The sequence below is a fragment of the Streptomyces sp. NPDC021115 genome (assembly GCF_044333065.1).
Lineage (GTDB): Bacteria > Actinomycetota > Actinomycetes > Streptomycetales > Streptomycetaceae > Streptomyces.
Window position 1 is genome coordinate 114715 of sequence record NZ_JBIRQF010000021.1, and the last position, 16482, is coordinate 131196.

The 16482-nt window shown below is 70.1% G+C and carries 14 protein-coding genes; 8 read left to right on the forward strand and 6 right to left on the reverse strand.

Annotated features, from left to right (window positions below; genetic code table 11):
* Window positions 1-55 precede the first annotated feature (55 nt).
* Complete coding sequence (locus ACH4TL_RS38790) at window positions 56-820, forward strand: hypothetical protein (RefSeq protein WP_398325362.1); 765 nt, start codon at window positions 56-58, stop codon at window positions 818-820.
* A gap of 123 nt (window positions 821-943) precedes the next feature.
* Entirely contained in the window at window positions 944-2320 is a 1377-nt protein-coding gene (locus ACH4TL_RS38795) for a DUF2637 domain-containing protein (RefSeq protein ID WP_398325365.1), read from the forward strand.
* Window positions 2321-2396: 76 nt separating this feature from the next.
* On the opposite strand, the gene lysS is transcribed toward ACH4TL_RS38795, so the two are convergent.
* Window positions 2397-4154 (reverse strand): lysine--tRNA ligase, encoded by a 1758-nt coding sequence (gene lysS, locus ACH4TL_RS38800; protein ID WP_398325368.1) that lies wholly within the window; start codon window positions 4152-4154, stop codon window positions 2397-2399.
* Between the two features lie 167 nt (window positions 4155-4321).
* Here lysS and argS point away from each other — a divergent pair, with 167 nt between their 5' ends.
* The gene (gene argS, locus ACH4TL_RS38805) at window positions 4322-6109 is read left to right on the forward strand and encodes an arginine--tRNA ligase (RefSeq protein WP_398325370.1); all 1788 of its coding nucleotides are present in this window, start codon (window positions 4322-4324) and stop codon (window positions 6107-6109) included.
* A gap of 10 nt (window positions 6110-6119) precedes the next feature.
* Here argS and ACH4TL_RS38810 read toward each other — a convergent pair whose 3' ends face one another.
* Entirely contained in the window at window positions 6120-7634 is a 1515-nt protein-coding gene (locus ACH4TL_RS38810) for an alpha/beta hydrolase (protein ID WP_398325373.1), read from the reverse strand.
* A gap of 198 nt (window positions 7635-7832) precedes the next feature.
* On the opposite strand from ACH4TL_RS38810, the gene ACH4TL_RS38815 reads away from it, so the two are divergent.
* Complete coding sequence (locus tag ACH4TL_RS38815) at window positions 7833-8423, forward strand: hypothetical protein (RefSeq protein ID WP_398325376.1); 591 nt, start codon at window positions 7833-7835, stop codon at window positions 8421-8423.
* 38 nt (window positions 8424-8461) lie between these two features.
* On the opposite strand, the gene ACH4TL_RS38820 is transcribed toward ACH4TL_RS38815, so the two are convergent.
* Window positions 8462-9661, reverse strand: coding sequence for an ROK family protein (locus tag ACH4TL_RS38820; protein WP_398325379.1), 1200 nt, complete (start codon window positions 9659-9661; stop codon window positions 8462-8464).
* A gap of 163 nt (window positions 9662-9824) precedes the next feature.
* Between ACH4TL_RS38820 and ACH4TL_RS38825 the strand changes: the two genes are divergently transcribed.
* Genes ACH4TL_RS38825 through ACH4TL_RS38840 form a run of 4 tightly spaced genes read left to right on the forward strand, consistent with a single transcriptional unit; the run spans window position 9825 to window position 13286 of the window.
* On the forward strand, window positions 9825-10697 hold the full coding sequence (locus ACH4TL_RS38825; protein ID WP_398325382.1) for a sugar phosphate isomerase/epimerase family protein: 873 nt from the start codon (window positions 9825-9827) through the stop codon (window positions 10695-10697).
* Between the two features lie 32 nt (window positions 10698-10729).
* Window positions 10730-11374 (forward strand): nucleoside/nucleotide kinase family protein, encoded by a 645-nt coding sequence (locus ACH4TL_RS38830; RefSeq protein ID WP_398325385.1) that lies wholly within the window; start codon window positions 10730-10732, stop codon window positions 11372-11374.
* Entirely contained in the window at window positions 11371-13050 is a 1680-nt protein-coding gene (locus ACH4TL_RS38835) for a sodium:solute symporter family protein (protein ID WP_398325388.1), read from the forward strand. The genes ACH4TL_RS38830 and ACH4TL_RS38835 overlap by 4 nt, the downstream gene beginning before the upstream one ends.
* 14 nt (window positions 13051-13064) lie before the next feature.
* Window positions 13065-13286, forward strand: a complete 222-nt coding sequence (locus ACH4TL_RS38840) for a hypothetical protein (RefSeq protein WP_398325391.1) — start codon at window positions 13065-13067, stop codon at window positions 13284-13286.
* Window positions 13287-13360: 74 nt separating this feature from the next.
* Here the strand turns inward: ACH4TL_RS38840 and ACH4TL_RS38845 are convergent, their stop codons facing one another.
* The 3 genes from ACH4TL_RS38845 to ACH4TL_RS38855 all read right to left on the reverse strand — a co-directional run bounded on the left by ACH4TL_RS38845 (window position 13361) and on the right by ACH4TL_RS38855 (window position 16481).
* Complete coding sequence (locus ACH4TL_RS38845; RefSeq protein ID WP_398325394.1) at window positions 13361-14647, reverse strand: helix-turn-helix domain-containing protein; 1287 nt, start codon at window positions 14645-14647, stop codon at window positions 13361-13363.
* 314 nt (window positions 14648-14961) lie between these two features.
* Entirely contained in the window at window positions 14962-15084 is a 123-nt protein-coding gene (locus ACH4TL_RS38850; protein ID WP_398325397.1) for a hypothetical protein, read from the reverse strand.
* A gap of 707 nt (window positions 15085-15791) precedes the next feature.
* Window positions 15792-16481 (reverse strand): YdcF family protein, encoded by a 690-nt coding sequence (locus ACH4TL_RS38855; protein ID WP_398325400.1) that lies wholly within the window; start codon window positions 16479-16481, stop codon window positions 15792-15794.
* Window position 16482 lies beyond the last annotated feature (1 nt).

The following is a 16482-nucleotide window of genomic DNA, read 5'->3' on the forward strand; positions in this document are numbered from 1 at the left end:
CGGTAATGACGCGGGCGGGACCACCGCCCATCGACAGAGATTGAGCGAAGGAACCATGCACCGTTCAGCCCCGCGACTCGCCCGAATACTCGCCTGCGCGACCGTCCCGGTCATGCTCGTCGCAGGCTGCTCCTCCGGCTCCGAGGACAAAAAGGACGCGGAGAGCTCGTCGAGACCCTCCTCACCCAGTGCCTCGCCGTCCGTCGCGGCGGCAAAGTTCAGCAAGCTCCCCGATGTGTGCTCGGCCCTGTCCGGCCGCACCATCGACGAGCTGGTGCCCAAGGCGAAGACCAAGAAGGGCAAGGCGCTCCCCTCGGCCGACACCAACACGTCCGCCACCTGCCTGTGGAACGGCCTCGACGGCTTCAAGTACCGCTCGCTGTCCCTCTCCATGAAGCTCTTCCCGTCCGACGCGGGGCTCGGCGCGGGCGACAAGCGCGCCCAGGAGTACGCCACCCAGCAGGCGAGCAAGGTCACCTCCGCGAAGGGGGTGAAGAACCCCAAGACCGAGCAGGCGGCCATCGGTGACGCGGCGACCACCGTCCGTACCGAGGAGAAGAAGGACGGCGACGACTTCCGGAACCAGACCGTCGTCGCCCGGACCGCCAACGTCGTGGTGACCATCGAGTACGACGGCGCGGGCTACGAGACCGAGAAGACGCCGGACGCCAAGAAGCTGATGGAGGACGCCAAGTCCGCGGCCAAGGAGGTCGTCGAGTCCGTCGCGAAGGGCACCGAAGGCGGCAAGGGTTCCCCCAGCGCCGACGGGTCCAAGGCCGCTGACAAGTCCAAGGACGACAAGGGCTCCAAGGACTCCTGAGGCGGCGCCCGACCACCTCCGCCGACCCCTTCCCGTCAGTGGCGCTTGACGTGTATGCGACCCTGGGCGCGCTGCATGCCAAGGCTTGTCGCCAAGGACGGGGAGGGATCGCGGGTGGCCGCGATGCAACTGACACGAACGCATCGAATACTTATCGGCGTGGTCGTCACCGGAGCGGTGCTGATCGCCGCGATCGGCTTCGCGGGGTCCTACTCCGCGGTTCGCGACCTCGCCGAGAAGAAGGGCTTCGGCGCCTTCTCCAACGTCTTCCCCATCGGGATCGACGCCGGGATCTGCGTCCTGCTGGCCCTGGATCTGCTGCTGACGTGGATCCGTATCCCCTTCCCCCTGCTGCGCCAGACCGCGTGGATGCTGACCGCGGCCACCATCGCGTTCAACGGCGCCGCCGCCTGGCCGGACCCGATCGGCGTCGGCATGCACGCCGTCATCCCGGTGCTCTTCGTGGTCTCCGTCGAGGCCGCCCGGCACGCGATCGGCCGGATCGCCGACATCACCGCCGACCGGCACATGGAGTCGGTCCGCATCGTCCGCTGGCTGCTGGCCCCGATCCCGACCTTCCGGCTGTGGCGCCGGATGAAGCTGTGGGAGCTGCGCAGCTACGACGAGGTCATCCAGCTGGAACAGGACCGGCTGGTCTACCAGACCCGGCTCCAGGCCCGCTACGGGCGGCAGTGGCGCCGCAAGGCCCCGGTGGAGGCGCTGATGCCGCTGCGGCTGGCGCGCTACGGGGTGCCGCTGTCCGACACCGCCCCGGCGGGGCTCGAGGCGGCCGGTCTCGAGGCGAACGCCTTCTCCCCCGCCGCGCTGCCGTCGGGCGGCGCACCGGGCGGCGCCGGGCGGACGCCGGACACGGCGTACCCCGGGGCGCAGCCGGGCGTCTACGGCGCGCCGGACGGCACCGGCTTCGCCGCAGGTCCCGGGCCCGGGCAGCAGCAGCCGCCCCAGCCCCAGCAGCCGCAGGAGCTGCCCCTCTCGCTGCCGCTGCCGGTGTACCAGCAGCCCACGGGGCAGGAGCACGACGGCCGGGGCGCCGTCCCGTACGACCCCGCCGCCTCCCATCCCGCGCAGCACGAGCAGCCGGGACCGGCGCAGCAGCCGGACCAGGCCGCGCAGTCGCAGGTCACCGTCCCGGTCGGCCCGAACCGGGTCCGCCAGCTCGGCGGCCAGGGCGTGGGGAACGCACAGGGCGCGTACGTCCCGGAGCAGCGCGGCCAGGAGCAGCCGTACGCCGAGTACGCGCAGCCGGAGCCGTCCGCCGCCGCGGCGATGCCGGACGACGTCCCGCGCGACGAGGTGTTCTACGCGACCTTCCGCCAGTTCCTCGCCGACAACGGGAAGTACCCCTCGGCGTACCAGTTCGGGCAGCGGCTGCGGGAGACCTACGGCGTCGCCGACCTCGGCATCGACGAGCTGAACGCGTACGTGAACGACTTCAAGGAGCGCTACCGCATGGAAATGCAGGTGGAGCACACCCCGTAAAGCACCCCGCAACGCCTCAGGAACGCGTGAGCCGGGCGGGCCGCGGGCCCGCCCGGCTCAGCCGTCTCCAGCGGGCTCAGGCCGCCAGCAGCTTGCGCACCCGGTCCGCGCCCACCGCCAGCAGCAGGGTGGGCAGCCGCGGCCCGGTGTCCCGCCCGACCAGCAGCTTGTAGAGCAGCGCGAAGAACGCCCGCTGGGCGACCTTCAGCTCCGGCGTCGGCTTGGCGTCCGCCGACAGCCCCGCCTGGAGCTTCGGCACGCCGTAGACCAGTGTCGTCAGCCCGTCGAGCGACCAGTGCTCGTCCAGCCCGTCGAGCAGCAGCCGCAGCGACGCCCGCTCGGTCTCGCCGAGCGAGGCCAGCAGCTCGCTGTCCGGCTCCTCCCGGACCCGGGTGCGCTGGTCGGCCGGGACCTGGGTGGTGATCCAGCGCTCGGCCCGGTCGAGCCGCGGCCGGGTCTCGTCGAGGGACTTCACCGGGTTCGCCGGGTCCAGCTCGCCGAGGATGCGCAGCGTCTGCTCGTCGTGCCCGGTGGTGATGTCCACCACGGAGGCGAGCATCCGGTACGGCAGCGGGCGCGGGGTGCGGGGCAGCTCACCGGAGGCCGTGCGGGTGGCGCGGCTGTACGCGGCGGCGTCCGCGGGCTGCGCCGAGCCGTCGCCGATCTTGCGCTCCAGGGCGTCCCACTCGTCGTAGGTGCGCTGGATCTCCTGGTCGAAGGCGATCTTGAAGGACTGGTTCGGCCGACGGCGCGCGTACAGCCAGCGCAGCAGCGGGGCCTCCATGATCTCCAGCGCGTCGGCCGGGGTCGGCACGCCGCCCTTGGAGGAGGACATCTTGGCCATGCCGCTGATGCCGACGAACGCGTACATCGGGCCGATCGGCTGGTCGCCGCCGAAGACCTCGCGCACGATCTGCCCGCCGACCACGAAGGAGGAGCCGGGCGAGGAGTGGTCGACGCCGGACGGCTCGAAGACGACGCCCTCGTAAGCCCAGCGCATCGGCCAGTCGACCTTCCAGACCAGCTTGCCGTGGTCGTGCTCGCTGAGCAGCACGGTCTCGCCGTGGCCGCAGGCGCAGGTGTAGGTCAGCTCGGTGGTCTCGTCGTCGTACGCGGTGACGGTCGTCAGGTCGCGCTCGCAGACCGAGCAGTACGGCTTGTACGGGTAGTACCCGGCGGCGCCCGCGCTGCCGTCGTCCTCGGCGGCCGCGCCCGAGCCCTCGGCGGCCTCCAGCTCGGCCTCGTCGACCGGCTTCTGCTGCTTCTGCTGCTGCTTCGCGCCCTTCGCGGCGGGCTTGTCCTTCGTGCGGTACCGGTCGAGCACCGCGTCGATCTGCTCGCGGTGGCGCATCGCGTGCAGGATCTGCTCGCGGTAGGCACCCGAGGTGTACTTCTCGGTCTGGCTGATGCCGTGGAACTCGATGCCCATCGCGCGCAGGGCCTCGATCATCGGCGCCTTGAAGTGCTCGGCCCAGCTCGCGTACGTGGAGCCGGGCGGGGCCGGGACGGAGGTCAGCGGCTTGCCGATGTGCTCGGACCAGGACGGGTCGACCCCGGCCGGGACCTTCCGGTACCGGTCGTAGTCGTCCCAGGACAGGATGTGGACGCAGTCGTATCCCCGGCGGCGGATCTCGTCCGCGACCAGGTGCGGCGTCATGACCTCGCGCAGATTGCCGAGGTGGATCGGGCCGGACGGGCTGAGGCCCGAGGCGCAGACGATCGGTTTGCCGGGCGCGCGTCGCTCCGCCTCGGCAATGACCTCGTCCGCGAAACGGGAGACCCAGTCGGTCTCGGTGCTCTGAGCCACGGTCGGCACTTCCTTCCTAGCGGTCATGGCACCGACCATTGTCCCAGACGGAGGAGGGGCCTTCGGGGTTGCCCACAGGTTGTCGGAATCCACGGCGAAGTTGTCCACAGCCCGGAGAAAGGGTTGGACGGCCCGTGAAATACTGAGGTGGCCAGATTGGTAACCCAGCCCTCTATAGGAACGGCACCTCACCCATGGCCTCGGTCCCCTCCCTTGCCGCTTCGGTCCACCAGCGCGTCGCGAACGCCCTCACGGCTGCCCTGCCGGAGGCCGCTGCCGCGGACCCGCTGCTGCGACGAAGCGACCGGGCCGACTTCCAGGCCAACGGGATGCTGGCGCTGGCGAAGCGGCTGAAGGGGAATCCGCGCGAGCTGGCGGCGAAGGTCGTGGAGCGCCTTCCGGTCGCCCCGTCCTCCGCCGACCCCGACTCGGTGATCGCCGACATCGAGGTCTCGGGACCCGGCTTCCTCAACATCACCGTCGCGGACTCCGCCATCACCGCGACCCTCGCCGCGCGCGCCGCCGACGACCGGCTCGGCGTCCCGTTCGCGGCCGACGCGGGCACGACGGTGATCGACTACGCCCAGCCGAACGTGGCGAAGGAGATGCACGTCGGCCATCTGCGCTCGGCGGTCATCGGCGACGCGGTGGTCAGGATCCTGGAGTTCACCGGCGAGCAGGTGGTCCGGCGCCATCACATCGGCGACTGGGGCACCCAGTTCGGCATGCTCATCCAGTACCTGATCGAGCACCCCCACGAGCTGGACCACAAGGACGCCGCCTCCGGCCAAGAGGCGATGTCCAATCTGAACCGGCTCTACAAGGCGGCGCGCGCGCTCTTCGACTCCGACACGGAGTTCAAGGAGCGCTCGCGGCGGCGGGTGGTGGACCTCCAGGCCGGGGACGAGGAGACCATCGCCCTGTGGCGGAAGTTCGTGGACGAGTCGAAGATCTACTTCTACTCGGTCTTCGACAAGCTCGACATCGAGATCCACGACCCCGACGTGGTCGGCGAGTCCGGTTACAACGACATGCTGGCCGAGACCTGCCGCCTGCTGGAGGAGTCCGGCGTCGCGGTCCGCTCCGAGGGCGCGCTGTGCGTCTTCTTCGACGACGTCAAGGGCCCGGACGGCAACCCGGTGCCGCTGATCGTCCAGAAGTCCGACGGCGGCTTCGGCTACGCGGCCACCGACCTGTCCGCGATCCGCGACCGGGTGCAGAACCTCAAGGCCGACTCCCTGCTGTATGTGGTGGACGCCCGGCAGTCGCTGCACTTCAAGATGGTCTTCGAGACCGCCCGCCGGATCGGCTGGCTGAACGAGAAGACCCACGCCGTCCAGCTCGCCTTCGGCACGGTCCTCGGCAAGGACGGCAAGCCGTTCAAGACCCGTGAGGGCGAGACGGTCCGGCTGGAGGACCTGCTGGACGAGGCGACCGAGCGGGCCACGGCCGTGGTCCGGGAGAAGAGCGAGAAGCTCGGCCTCACGGAAGCGGAGATCCAGGAGCGCGGCGGCCAGGTGGGCATCGGCGCCGTGAAGTACGCCGACCTGTCCACCTCCGCCTCCCGCGACTACAAGTTCGACCTCGACCAGATGGTCTCGCTCAACGGCGACACCTCGGTCTACCTCCAGTACGCGTACGCCCGCATCCAGTCGATCCTGCGCCGCGCCGACGAGACGCAGTCCGCGGCCGCGCACCCGGAGCTGCGGCTCGCCCCCGCCGAGCGGGCGCTGGGTCTGCATGTGGACCAGTTCGCGGAGACGCTGGCCGAGGTGTCCGCGTCGTACGAGCCGCACAAGCTGGCCGCGTACCTCTACCAGCTGGCCTCGCACTTCACCACCTTCTACGACCAGTGCCCGGTCCTGAAGGCGGAGGGCGGCCCGTCCGAGGTCGAGAACCGGCTCTTCCTGTGCGACCTGACCGCCCGCACCCTGCGGCAGGGCATGTCCCTGCTGGGCATCCGCACCCCCGAGCGCCTCTGAGCGTCCGCTCCTACGGCGCTTCCGGCGCTTCGTCCGGCCCCGGGCAGGACACGTCACGCTCGGGGCGTTCGCCGCGCACCAGGTAGTCCGTCACCGCGCGGTCCGCACAAGGGCTGGCGTACGGGGCCGGGACATAGGCCGCGCCGTGGCCCGTGGCGTCCACGCTGACCATCCGCGCCCGGTCACCGAAGGCGCGGCGCAGATTGAGGGCCCCGCTGTACGGGGTGGCGGGGTCGCGGCGGTTCTGGACGAGCAGGACGTTGGACGGGCCCCGGTCGGTGATGCGGACCGGCTTGTCCTGGGGCTTGTACGGCCAGAAAGAACACGGCGTGATGTTCACCGGCATGCCCGCGGTGAGCGGGTGGGACGCGCGACTGGCGGCGACGTCACGGGCGTAAGCCGAGACCGACGTCGGCCACTCCACGTCGTTGCAGAGGGTGCCGAACGACACGGCCGCGGAGTCCTGCGTCAGATCCGGCGGCACCGCGCCGGGCACCTTGCCGTCGTCCGCGCCCTCGATGAGCCGGGCCAGTCCCTCGAACTGGCTCTGGGAGTACAGGGCCGTCAGCACGCTCTGGCGGAACACATTGCCGTTCAGCTCGGGCGGGTTGGCGCCCTTCCACTCCAGCGGCTCGGCGTCCAGCCGGGCAGCCAGGCCGAGGACGCGGTGGCGCACCCCGGCGGGGGTGTCGGCGAGGCGGACCGGACTGCCGGGGTCCGAGGCCCACTTCGCGAAGGCGGGGAAGGTGTCCTCGGCGCCGACCGCGAAGTTGGCCAGCCAGCCGCGCCCCACCCGCGTCGGGTCCGGGTCGTCGTTGCTGTCCAGCACCCAGCGGTCGGTGCGCTCCGGGTACAGCTGCGCGTACACGGATCCCGGGTACGTCCCGTACGAGATGCCCCACGCGGACAGCTTCCGCTCGCCGAGCGCCCGGCGGATGCTGTCGACGTCACGCGCCTCGTTGACGGTGGAGAGGGTGGGCAGCAGGTCGCCGCCGTTGCGGGCGCAGGTGTCGGCGATGCGGCGGGCGGCGGTGACGTTCTCCGTGATGTCGCCGTCGGCCGCGGGCCAGGGGCGGGCCCGGGCCAGGGACCGGTCCTCAGTCGCCAGTTCGCAGCTCGCGGGCGTGGACCGGCCCACTCCGCGCGGGTCGAAGCTGACCAGGTCGTACGCGTCCCGCACCGACTGCGGAAGCCGCTTGCCGAGCGTGGACGGCTTGTTCAGGCCGGACCCTCCTGGGCCGCCGGGGATCAGCAGCAGCGTGCCGCGGCGGGCGTCCGGCCGCTCGCTGCGGACGCGGGAGACGGCGAGCGTGATCCGCTTCCCGTCCGGGTCGCGGTAGTTCAGCGGCACGGAGAGCGTGGCGCATTCCTGGCGGGCGTCATGTCCGTCGCCGCCGCACGGCCCCCAGCTGAGGGCCGAGGGGGTGGCCGGGGCCGCGTCCGCGGAGGACACGGTGGCCAGGACGGAGGCGGTGGCGGCGAGCGCGAGGCCCAGCGCGGCGGTCTTGCCGGTCATCAGTGGCATGGGCCCGAGCCTGTCCGAACCGGACGCGCGTGCCCATACGGCCATCCGGCCGGTGGGTCCTGCGGACAACCCCACCCGTAGGGGACCGCCCCGACCGTAACCTTTGCGACAGAGTCCCCGAATGGGGACAACCTCCGGACCCCACTACCCGTCAAACCTCATGCATCATCCGTCAATCGAGACACTTGGGGGTAGGACATGCGACGGTGGGGAACCTCGTTCGCGGCGCTCGTGCTGGCAGGCGCCGGACTGGCGGTGACGGCCGGAACGGCGGAAGCGGCGCAGGCCACCGGTGCGGGCACGGCCGCGGCGTGCGCGACCGGCTGGGGCAGCGGCGACAAGACGGCACCCTCCGGCAACCACAAGCCGCTGGAGAACATCAGGACCGGTCAGCACGAGTGCTTCGACCGCATGGTCTTCGACGTGAAGGGCGGCACCGCCGCCGAACAGGTGCGCTATGACGTGCGGTACGTCGACGCGCTGCACCAGGACGGCTCCGGGGACCCGATCGCCGTGGGCGGCGGCGCGATCCTGGACATCCGGGTGGGCGCGCCCAGCTACGACTACGAGGCGCGCGAGCGGACGTACCCGGGCAAGGCCCGGCAGCCGCTGCCCGGCGTGGACGTCTCCGGCTACAAGACCTTCCGGGACACCCGCTACGCCGCCAGCTTCGAGGGCGACACCCAGATCGGCCTCGGGGTGCGGGCGCGGCTGCCGTTCCGGGTCTTCCAGTCGGACGGCAAGGTGATCGTGGACGTCGCCCACTCCTGGACGACCGCCGCCCGCTGAGCCGGACCGGACCGGACAGGACCGGACCGGACCGGAAGCTAACGCAGCCGGGCGTCGACCGTCGCGGGGTCGAAGAGGGCGTCGGCGACCATGTGCGCCGCGCCCGTGACGCCCGCGCGGGTCCCCAGCGGGGACAGCACGACGCGCAGATCGCGGGTGGCCAGCGGCAGGGACCGCCGGTAGGTGACCTCGCGGATGCCCGCGATCAGATGTTCCTGGGCGTGGGCGAGCCCGCCGCCGACGACCAGGATGGACGGGTTGAGCAGGCTGACCGCGTCGGCCACGCCCTGGCCGAGCAGTCGGCCCGCCTGCCGCAGCAGCCTTACGGCGTCGCCGTTGCCGGAGCGGACGAGCGCCACGACGTCGTCGGTGGTGGCGACGTCGTGCCCGGCGGCGGTGAGGTCGCGGACCAGGGCCCAGCCGCCCGCCAGGGCCTCCAGACAGCCGGAGTTGCCGCAGCGGCACACCGGCGCGTCCGGCGAGGTCTCGTCGAGCCCCGGTGCGGGGATGTGGCCGATGTCGCCCGCGGCGCCCTGTGAGCCGTGGTGGAGCGCGCCGCCGAGGATCAGGCCGGAACCGATGCCGGTGCCCGCCTTGACGAAGAGCAGATGGCGGCGGTCCGGCCAGTTGACGCGGTGCTCGCCGAGGGCCATCAGGTTGGTGTCCTTGTCGGCGAGGACCGGGCAGTCGTAGGCGCCGCGGAAGAAGTCCGGCACGGTGTAGCCGTCCCAGCCGGTCATGATGGGCGGGCTGACGACGCGTCCGGTACCGGCCTCCACCGGCCCGGGCACCCCGATGCCGATGCCGCGCACCCGATCGGCGGGCTCACCCGCCTCCTTCAGCAGCCGCCGGAAGTCGGAGGCGACCTGTCCCAGCACCGCCTCCGGGCCTTCGGCCACGCTGAGGTCGCGGCGGTGCGAGACCAGGACCTCGCACGCCATGTCGGCGAGCGCGGTGTGCACATGGCTGCCGCCGATGTCGGCGACGAGCAGCACCCCGGCGTCGCGGCGCAGCCGGAAGGAGCCCGCGGGGCGGCCGCCCGTGGAGTCGGCCGCGCCGGACACCTCCAGATATCCGGCCTCGCTCAGTGCCTCCAGTCGGGAGGCCATCGTGGACCGGGACAGTCCGGTCGCGGCCATGAGCTGGGCGCGGGTGGTGGCCCGGCCGCCGCGGATGAGCGCCAGCACCGCCCCTGGGCCCGTCGGATGCGCCTGACCTGCCGAGACCGCCTCCGCCACTGAGCCCTGTCCTCCGTGTTCACGCTGTTCACGCTGTGTTCGGTACCGCCCACACCGTACCGCCCTTTACGACCAGCCCCAAGCACACTTATGTATTGCCTTCACGCAAAAGATGCGTAGCATCAGGCAGGCATCACGCACCGAAGCAAGCGAAGGGACCTCGATGAACGACCTCGGAGTGCACGCCCTGGTGTGGACCGGCGACTGGACGCCCGAGGGCGCCCGGACCGCCGCGGCCCGCAGCCGCGAGGCCGGATACGACCTGGTCGAGATCTCCCTCCACGACCCGGATCTGGTGGACGTGAAGGACACCCGCCGGGTCCTCGCCGACCACGGCCTGCGCGTGGCCTGCTCCCGCGGCCTCTCCTTCGACTCCGACGTCTCCTCCGACGACCCGGAGACCGCGGCCCGCGGCGAGGCGCTGCTGCGCCAGGCCCTGCGCATCACCCACGACCTCGGCGGCGACTACTTCGGCGGGGTGCTCTACAGCGCGCTCGGCAAGTACGGCCGCCCCACCACCGCCCGCGGGCGCGAGCACGCCGTCCGGGCGCTGCGCGGGCTGGCCGCCGAGGCGGACGGCCTCGGGGTGACGCTCGGCCTGGAGGTGGTCAACCGGTACGAGAGCAACGTCGTCAACACCGCCCGCCAGTGCCTGGACCTGATCGACGAGATCGGCGCGGGCAACGTCGTGGTCCACCTGGACACGTACCACATGAACATCGAGGAGCAGGACTTCTCCCGCCCGGTCCGCGCCTGCGGCGACCGCCTCGGCTACGTCCACATCGGCGAGTCCCACCGCGGCTACCTCGGCTCCGGCACCATCGACTTCCCCGCCTTCTTCCACGCCCTCGCCGACATCGGCTACCAGGGCCCGGTCACCTTCGAGAGCTTCTCGTCGGCGGTCGTCGCCCCCGGCCTCTCCCACGACCTCGCCGTCTGGCGGAACCTGTGGGCGGACGGCCCGGACCTCGCCGCCCACGCCCGCTCGTACATCGCCGGCCAGATCAAGGCCGCCCACGCCCACACCGTGGCCTGAAGCACCCACCCGGACTCCCCGAAAGACCCGCCATGACTCCCCAGCAACTCCTCGAGCGCGCCCGGCGCCTGGCCGACTCCGGCCACCGCCGGCTGCTCGGCATCGCCGGACCGCCCGGGGCCGGAAAGACCACCCTCGCCGAGTACCTGGTCGGCGCGCTCGGCCCCGAGCGCGCGGTCCTGGTCCCGATGGACGGCTTCCACCTCGCCGACACCGAGCTGCGCCGCCTCGGCCTGCTGGGCCGCAAGGGCGCCCCGGAGACCTTCGACCCGTACGGCTACACCGCGCTGCTGCGGCGCCTGAAGGACCCGCGCCCCGGCGAGCCGGTGTACGCGCCGGGCTTCGAACGCGAGCTGGAGCAGCCCATCGCGGGCTCCATCCCGGTGGCCCCCGAGGTCCCGCTCGTCATCACCGAGGGCAACTACCTGCTGCTGGACGACGCGCCCTGGCGCCCGGTCCGCGACCTGCTGGACGAGACCTGGTGGGTCGAGCTGGACTCCGAGGAGCGGGTACGGCGGCTGATCGACCGCCACGAGCGGTTCGGCAAGGAGCGCGCCGAGGCCGAACGCTGGGTCCTCACCACGGACGAGGCCAACGCCCGCCGCGTCGCCCCGGGCCGCGAGGCCGCCGACCTCGTCATCGGCTCCACTCCCGATCCGGGGGAGACCCGGACATGACCGGCACCCTGAACCTCGGGGCCGTCGACTGGTTCCTCCTCGCCGTCTACTTCGGCGCGATCATCGCCATCGGCCTGACCACCAAGCGCGCCGTCCACACCAGCGGCGACTTCTTCCTCGCCGGGCGCTCCATGCCCGCCTGGATCACCGGCCTGGCCTTCATATCCGCCAACCTCGGCGCCCTGGAGATCATCGGCGGCGCGGCCAACGGCGCCCAGTACGGGGCCGCCGCGGTGCACTTCTACTGGCTCGGCGCGATCCCCGCGATGGTCTTCCTCGGCGTCGTGATGATGCCGTTCTACTACTCGACGCGGGTGCACAGCGTCTCCGAATATCTGCGCCGCCGCTTCAACAACCAGACCCACCTGCTCAACAGCGTCGTCTTCGCCGTCGCGCAGATGCTGCTGGCGGGCGTCAACCTCTTCGCCCTCGCGCTGATCGTCAAGCTGCTGATCGGCTGGCCGCTGTGGCTGTCCATCGTGCTGTCCGCGGTCTTCGTCCTCGCGTACATCACCCTGGGCGGCCTGGCGGGCGCGATCTACGGCGAGGTGCTCCAGTTCTTCGTCATCCTCGCCGGGCTGATCCCGATCGTGGTCATCGGGCTGCACACCGTCGGCGGCTTCGGCGGCCTCAAGGACGCCGTCCAGGACCCCGCCCTGCTGCACACCTGGCAGGGCACCACCCCCGGCCACTGGACCAACCCGCTCGGCGACTGGATCGGCCTCGCCATGGGCGAGGGCTTCGTCCTCGCCTTCGGCTACTGGACCACCAACTTCGCCGAGGTACAGCGCTCGCTGGCCGCCAAGGACCTCAACGCCGCCCGCCGCACCCCGCTCATCGCGGCCTTCCCCAAGATGGCGCTGCCGCTGTTCACCGTGGTCCCCGGCATGATCGCCCTGGTCATCATCCCCAGGCTCGGCCAGCCGGGCGGGCCCACGTACAACGACGTCATCCCGGAGATGATGCAGCGCTTCCTGCCGACCGGGGTGCTCGGCATCGCCCTCACCGGCCTGCTCGCCGCCTTCATGGCGGGCATGGCGGCCAACATATCCGGCTTCAACACCGTGTTCACGTACGACATCTGGAAGCCGTACGTGGTCCGCGGCCGCGACGACCGCTACTACCTCAGGGCCGGGCGCTACGCCACGGTCGCGGGCATCGCGGTGAGCGTCGCGGCGGCGTTCGTCGCCTCCGAGTACGACAACATCCAGAACTACATCCAGCTCCTCTTCTCCTTCTTCAACTCCCCGCTGTTCGCGACCTTCCTGCTGGCGATGTTCTGGAAGCGGGTCACCCCGTGGGCGGGCTTCTGGGGCATGCTCTCCGGCACCGCCGCGGCCGCCGTCGCCCACCTCTCCGCCTACCACATCGGCTGGTTCTACCCCGGCGGCGAGGTCGGCCCGCACGACACCATCAACGCCCAGATGGCCAACTTCTACGGCGCCCTCTTCGCCTTCGTCGTCGACGCCGTCGTCACGGTCGCGGTCACCTTCGTCACGAAGCCGAAGCCGGAATCCGAACTCCGCGGCCTCGTCCACGGCCTCCCCGACCCCGACTCCCCCGACGCCCACGAGGCATCCGTACGCCAGCCCTGGTGGAAGTCCCCGGTCGTCCTCGGCTGCATCATCCTGGCCCTGACGGCGGCCCTGAGCGTCTGGCTGGTCGTAGCCGTATGAACGGAGAGAGCCCCATGACCCCGGGAAAGACCTTCGACGTCCGCTGGCTCATCGCCGCACTCCTCGGCCTGTACGGCGCCGTCCTCACCGTCCTCGGCCTCACTGACGGCCCCGCCGAACTCGCCAAGGCCGACGGCATCCGCATCAACCTCTGGATCGGCCTCGGCCTGCTGGCCGTGGCGGCGGCGTTCGCCGCCTGGGCGAAGCTCGCCCCGCAGCGCCGGGACGACCACTGAGCGGGCGGGTTGTGGCCGTTTTCGCAGCGCACGAGTAGGTCCCGGCTGCTCCGGCTGGCGCACGTCGGTAAGCTTCACTCCGGGTCGTCGATGGGCGAAAGGAAACCTCTGGGTGCGGCAGACAGGGAGTTCACTCCCACCGTGAGCTCATAGGTGGGACTCAGCCCGACCGGCAGGGTGGTCTTGGCCCTCGCCGACACAATCCGCATGGTTTCCAGGACCGGGTGAGGCACCGTCAGTCGCTCGATCCGATTGGGGAGCGTGAACGTCTCCGGGCTAGCGCCACCGCGGGACCTGACGCGGTTACTCGGGCGGATTGGCCTACGAGCCCCGGGGTACAACGCCGCGTACAGGCCAGCGTAGGTGAGCACGTGGTTGGCGCCCGGGGTAGAGAGACGGCACACCTGGACATCTTCGACACTGCCTTGCTCGACCAGATAGGGGGGCAGCACCTGGGGCTCCGTGCTCAGCAGGGTGGTGACCGCCCACGTGCCAGCATCGGAGGGTCCGAGGGCATCGACGTTCAAGAGGTCGACCAGGAGTTGCCAGACATCCGAGGGCTGAGCAGTGCGGTGGAATGACTCCAGGCGCCCGGGAAGCCGGAACAGCTCTCTTTCGAAGACTTCATGCCAGCGGTTCAGCGCATGCCGAGCACCGGCCTGGCGACTGAGGTCGGTGTCGTAGTCCGCGATGACACGCTCGCGCCGGGCGCGTACTTGACTCTGTCGGAGTTCGCCCAGTTCGTATATCAGGACGCGGCGTATCCGCTGGACGGGTCGGCCGTACGCGGCCGCCAGTTCGATCAGATTCGGGTCATTGAGTGCTGGCCCCACCCATGGCCCGGGCTTGGGCACGTAGCGCTCGGCCATGGCCACGACCAGCTCGAAAGCACGGGCCTGGCGACGTTGCACGGCCGGCGTCCGGTCGATGGCCATGACGACCATCTGACGGGGCATGCTCATGGCCGCGGCGACCTCGTCGATGAACTGAGGACGGCGGCTCGGCACGATGCCCTCGGTCTCAAATCGGCGGTAGTTCTTGGGTGAGATTCCAAGGCGGGCTACGACGTCCTGGGCTCGCAGCCCGGATGCGCGGCGGAAATCGGCGAGCGTCCACGTGTCACGCTCATCGAGGTTCATGAGCTGCCAAGGATGGATCCCCAAAGCCCGAGCGAGAGTTCGCACGCGCGGAGGGTCTGGCACTCGATGCCCGTTCTCATAGGCGAGGATCTGTGCTTTCGTCGCGCCGACAGCTTCAGCGAGCTGCTCGGCAGTCATCGACACCATGTTCGGACGCGCGTAGAGGTTCATTCGGTGGGCTCGCAGCTCGGTGGAGCTGAAGTTGGCCAAGCCCCGTGCCATCCGTGTGCTCTCTCTCGTCGACAGGACCAGTTTAGAGGTACCATCCGAATGCCACAGCCGGGACACATCGTCGGCTTCCCGGGGCTCGACCTGGACTGCCGTGTCTTTTAGCGGCAGAACTGGTAGATGCTCAAGCGGAAATGCGCGACGTTAGACGTCGTTGGCCGCACGGTTGGGACCGCGGTCCGCGTGTATCGGTTATGGAAGAGGCCCTGTATCTCCACGGTTCATGACGCCGTTGGCGGAGGCACAGGGCCAGCGTCTGGGAGCGGGCTCCCGGAAGGCCCTCTGTTGCAGCAGGGGGCCTTAGACGTCTAAAGGGAGCTGTCGATCAGATGACGCAGCCAGGCACTCAGTGCCTGAAGCGTCAGCCAACCGATCACCTTCTTGACGATCTCCGGGTCTTTCCGCTCCCCGCCATCCGGCGGGTTCTCCATACGCAACACCTCCTCTCGATAGCGGAGCCGATCGGCCCCGATCGGGTCAACCGACCGACGGATTACGCCGCGAGAGAAGATGTTGAGACGAGCATATCGGGTCCCGCGCACAACACCGGTCCGCCGGTGACCACTGCGGCATCAACTCTGGCCGCAAAACGCACGGTGACGGGTAGTTGCTTACCTCACCTTTAGGGGTTCACTGGGCTTAGCCGCAAAAACCTGCGCGAACAACCGCTGCTGGGACGGGGTTTCGGAAGGGGCGGCATCGCGTTCGGCTCAGGCTTGAGTAAATCGTCTACGCCATATGACGCAGCCCTGACCGTTGCCACATTCACGGAATCTCAGCCATGTGGCGCCTATCACTACCTGCGCATTCTCTCGGGTCGTAGGGTGCGGGACGGCGAACTGCCCCCTACGACTGGAGGGCACTCCGCGGCCAGGGCACGGACTTCCCACGTCGCCGCGCCGCCTCTTGGTCTCAACTCGGCGATGCCCCGACGACCAGACCTACGCCGTTGGGGAGGGCTTCTCGGCCACCTGGCCGCTGTCCGGAAGTCGCATGACACGGTCGCCGCCGACTACTTCGAACAGGTCAAGCCCGCAGCCCGGCCAAGTGACGGCATACCTTGCCGAGCAGGGAGTGCCTGCATTTGGTATTGGCTTTCGGCCCTCAATGATCGAACCCAGGCGTGTGGGGCACAGGGTCAGGTTGTGAGAAGTCGGCTGTCGCATCCCGAACGAAGGAGTCGCTCGTAGGCGGCAAGGACATCGCCCGGTACTTCCTGCTCGATGGCGAAGCCCGATTTCGGATACTCGATCACTCGCTGCAAGTCGCCGACCATCGTGTCGATGACCAGCTTCTCGTCGCCGATGGTCTTGACGTAATCGGCGAAGTCCAGTGGATCGGAGGCACACACGACCTCGGCCTCGGGCCACACTTTGCGGCACGTCGCGTACGCGCGCCGCTCCATGTACGGCATGGCGATCAGCATCACCGAGTCGACCTCGACGCCTGCCTTGCGCAGCACCTCACGCGAGAACGTGATGTTCTGGCCGGTGTTTCCAGCGTTGGGCTCAAGAAGGATCGCGTCAGCGGGTACACCGAGGCCGAGTGCCTGTTCACGGAAGTGCACGGCCTCGCCACGGGGGTAGAGGGGCGCCGTGGTCGGACTGTTGCCACCGCTGAACACAAGCACGGGAAACAGACCGGCGTGGTATTGCCTGGCCGCGAACGTCGCGGCTCCGAGATCGTGGCTGCCGAGGCAGATCGCCGCCGAGCAGGGGCGCGCCTCGTGCCCCATCTGGTGAAAGTCCCAAATCAGCTTGGCGTCGTCCCACTGCGCATCAGTGATCACGCGCTGCTCTCGGTCCGGCACTGACACTCCCTGAATCATC

What these genes read in the sequence shown, in the direction of transcription:
- ACH4TL_RS38790 (WP_398325362.1), top strand. Translation starts at nt 56, where the DNA reads ATGCACCGTTCAGCCCCGCGACTCGCCCGAATACTCGCCTGCGCGACC.
- ACH4TL_RS38830 (WP_398325385.1), top strand. Translation starts at nt 10,730, where the DNA reads ATGACTCCCCAGCAACTCCTCGAGCGCGCCCGGCGCCTGGCCGACTCC.
- lysS (WP_398325368.1), bottom strand. Translation starts at nt 4,154, where the DNA reads ATGACCGCTAGGAAGGAAGTGCCGACCGTGGCTCAGAGCACCGAGACC.
- ACH4TL_RS38835 (WP_398325388.1), top strand. Translation starts at nt 11,371, where the DNA reads ATGACCGGCACCCTGAACCTCGGGGCCGTCGACTGGTTCCTCCTCGCC.
- ACH4TL_RS38840 (WP_398325391.1), top strand. Translation starts at nt 13,065, where the DNA reads ATGACCCCGGGAAAGACCTTCGACGTCCGCTGGCTCATCGCCGCACTC.
- ACH4TL_RS38825 (WP_398325382.1), top strand. Translation starts at nt 9,825, where the DNA reads ATGAACGACCTCGGAGTGCACGCCCTGGTGTGGACCGGCGACTGGACG.
- argS (WP_398325370.1), top strand. Translation starts at nt 4,322, where the DNA reads ATGGCCTCGGTCCCCTCCCTTGCCGCTTCGGTCCACCAGCGCGTCGCG.
- ACH4TL_RS38815 (WP_398325376.1), top strand. Translation starts at nt 7,833, where the DNA reads ATGCGACGGTGGGGAACCTCGTTCGCGGCGCTCGTGCTGGCAGGCGCC.
- ACH4TL_RS38850 (WP_398325397.1), bottom strand. Translation starts at nt 15,084, where the DNA reads ATGGAGAACCCGCCGGATGGCGGGGAGCGGAAAGACCCGGAGATCGTC.
- ACH4TL_RS38845 (WP_398325394.1), bottom strand. Translation starts at nt 14,647, where the DNA reads ATGGCACGGGGCTTGGCCAACTTCAGCTCCACCGAGCTGCGAGCCCAC.
- ACH4TL_RS38795 (WP_398325365.1), top strand. Translation starts at nt 944, where the DNA reads ATGCAACTGACACGAACGCATCGAATACTTATCGGCGTGGTCGTCACC.
- ACH4TL_RS38810 (WP_398325373.1), bottom strand. Translation starts at nt 7,634, where the DNA reads ATGCCACTGATGACCGGCAAGACCGCCGCGCTGGGCCTCGCGCTCGCC.
- ACH4TL_RS38855 (WP_398325400.1), bottom strand. Translation starts at nt 16,481, where the DNA reads ATGATTCAGGGAGTGTCAGTGCCGGACCGAGAGCAGCGCGTGATCACT.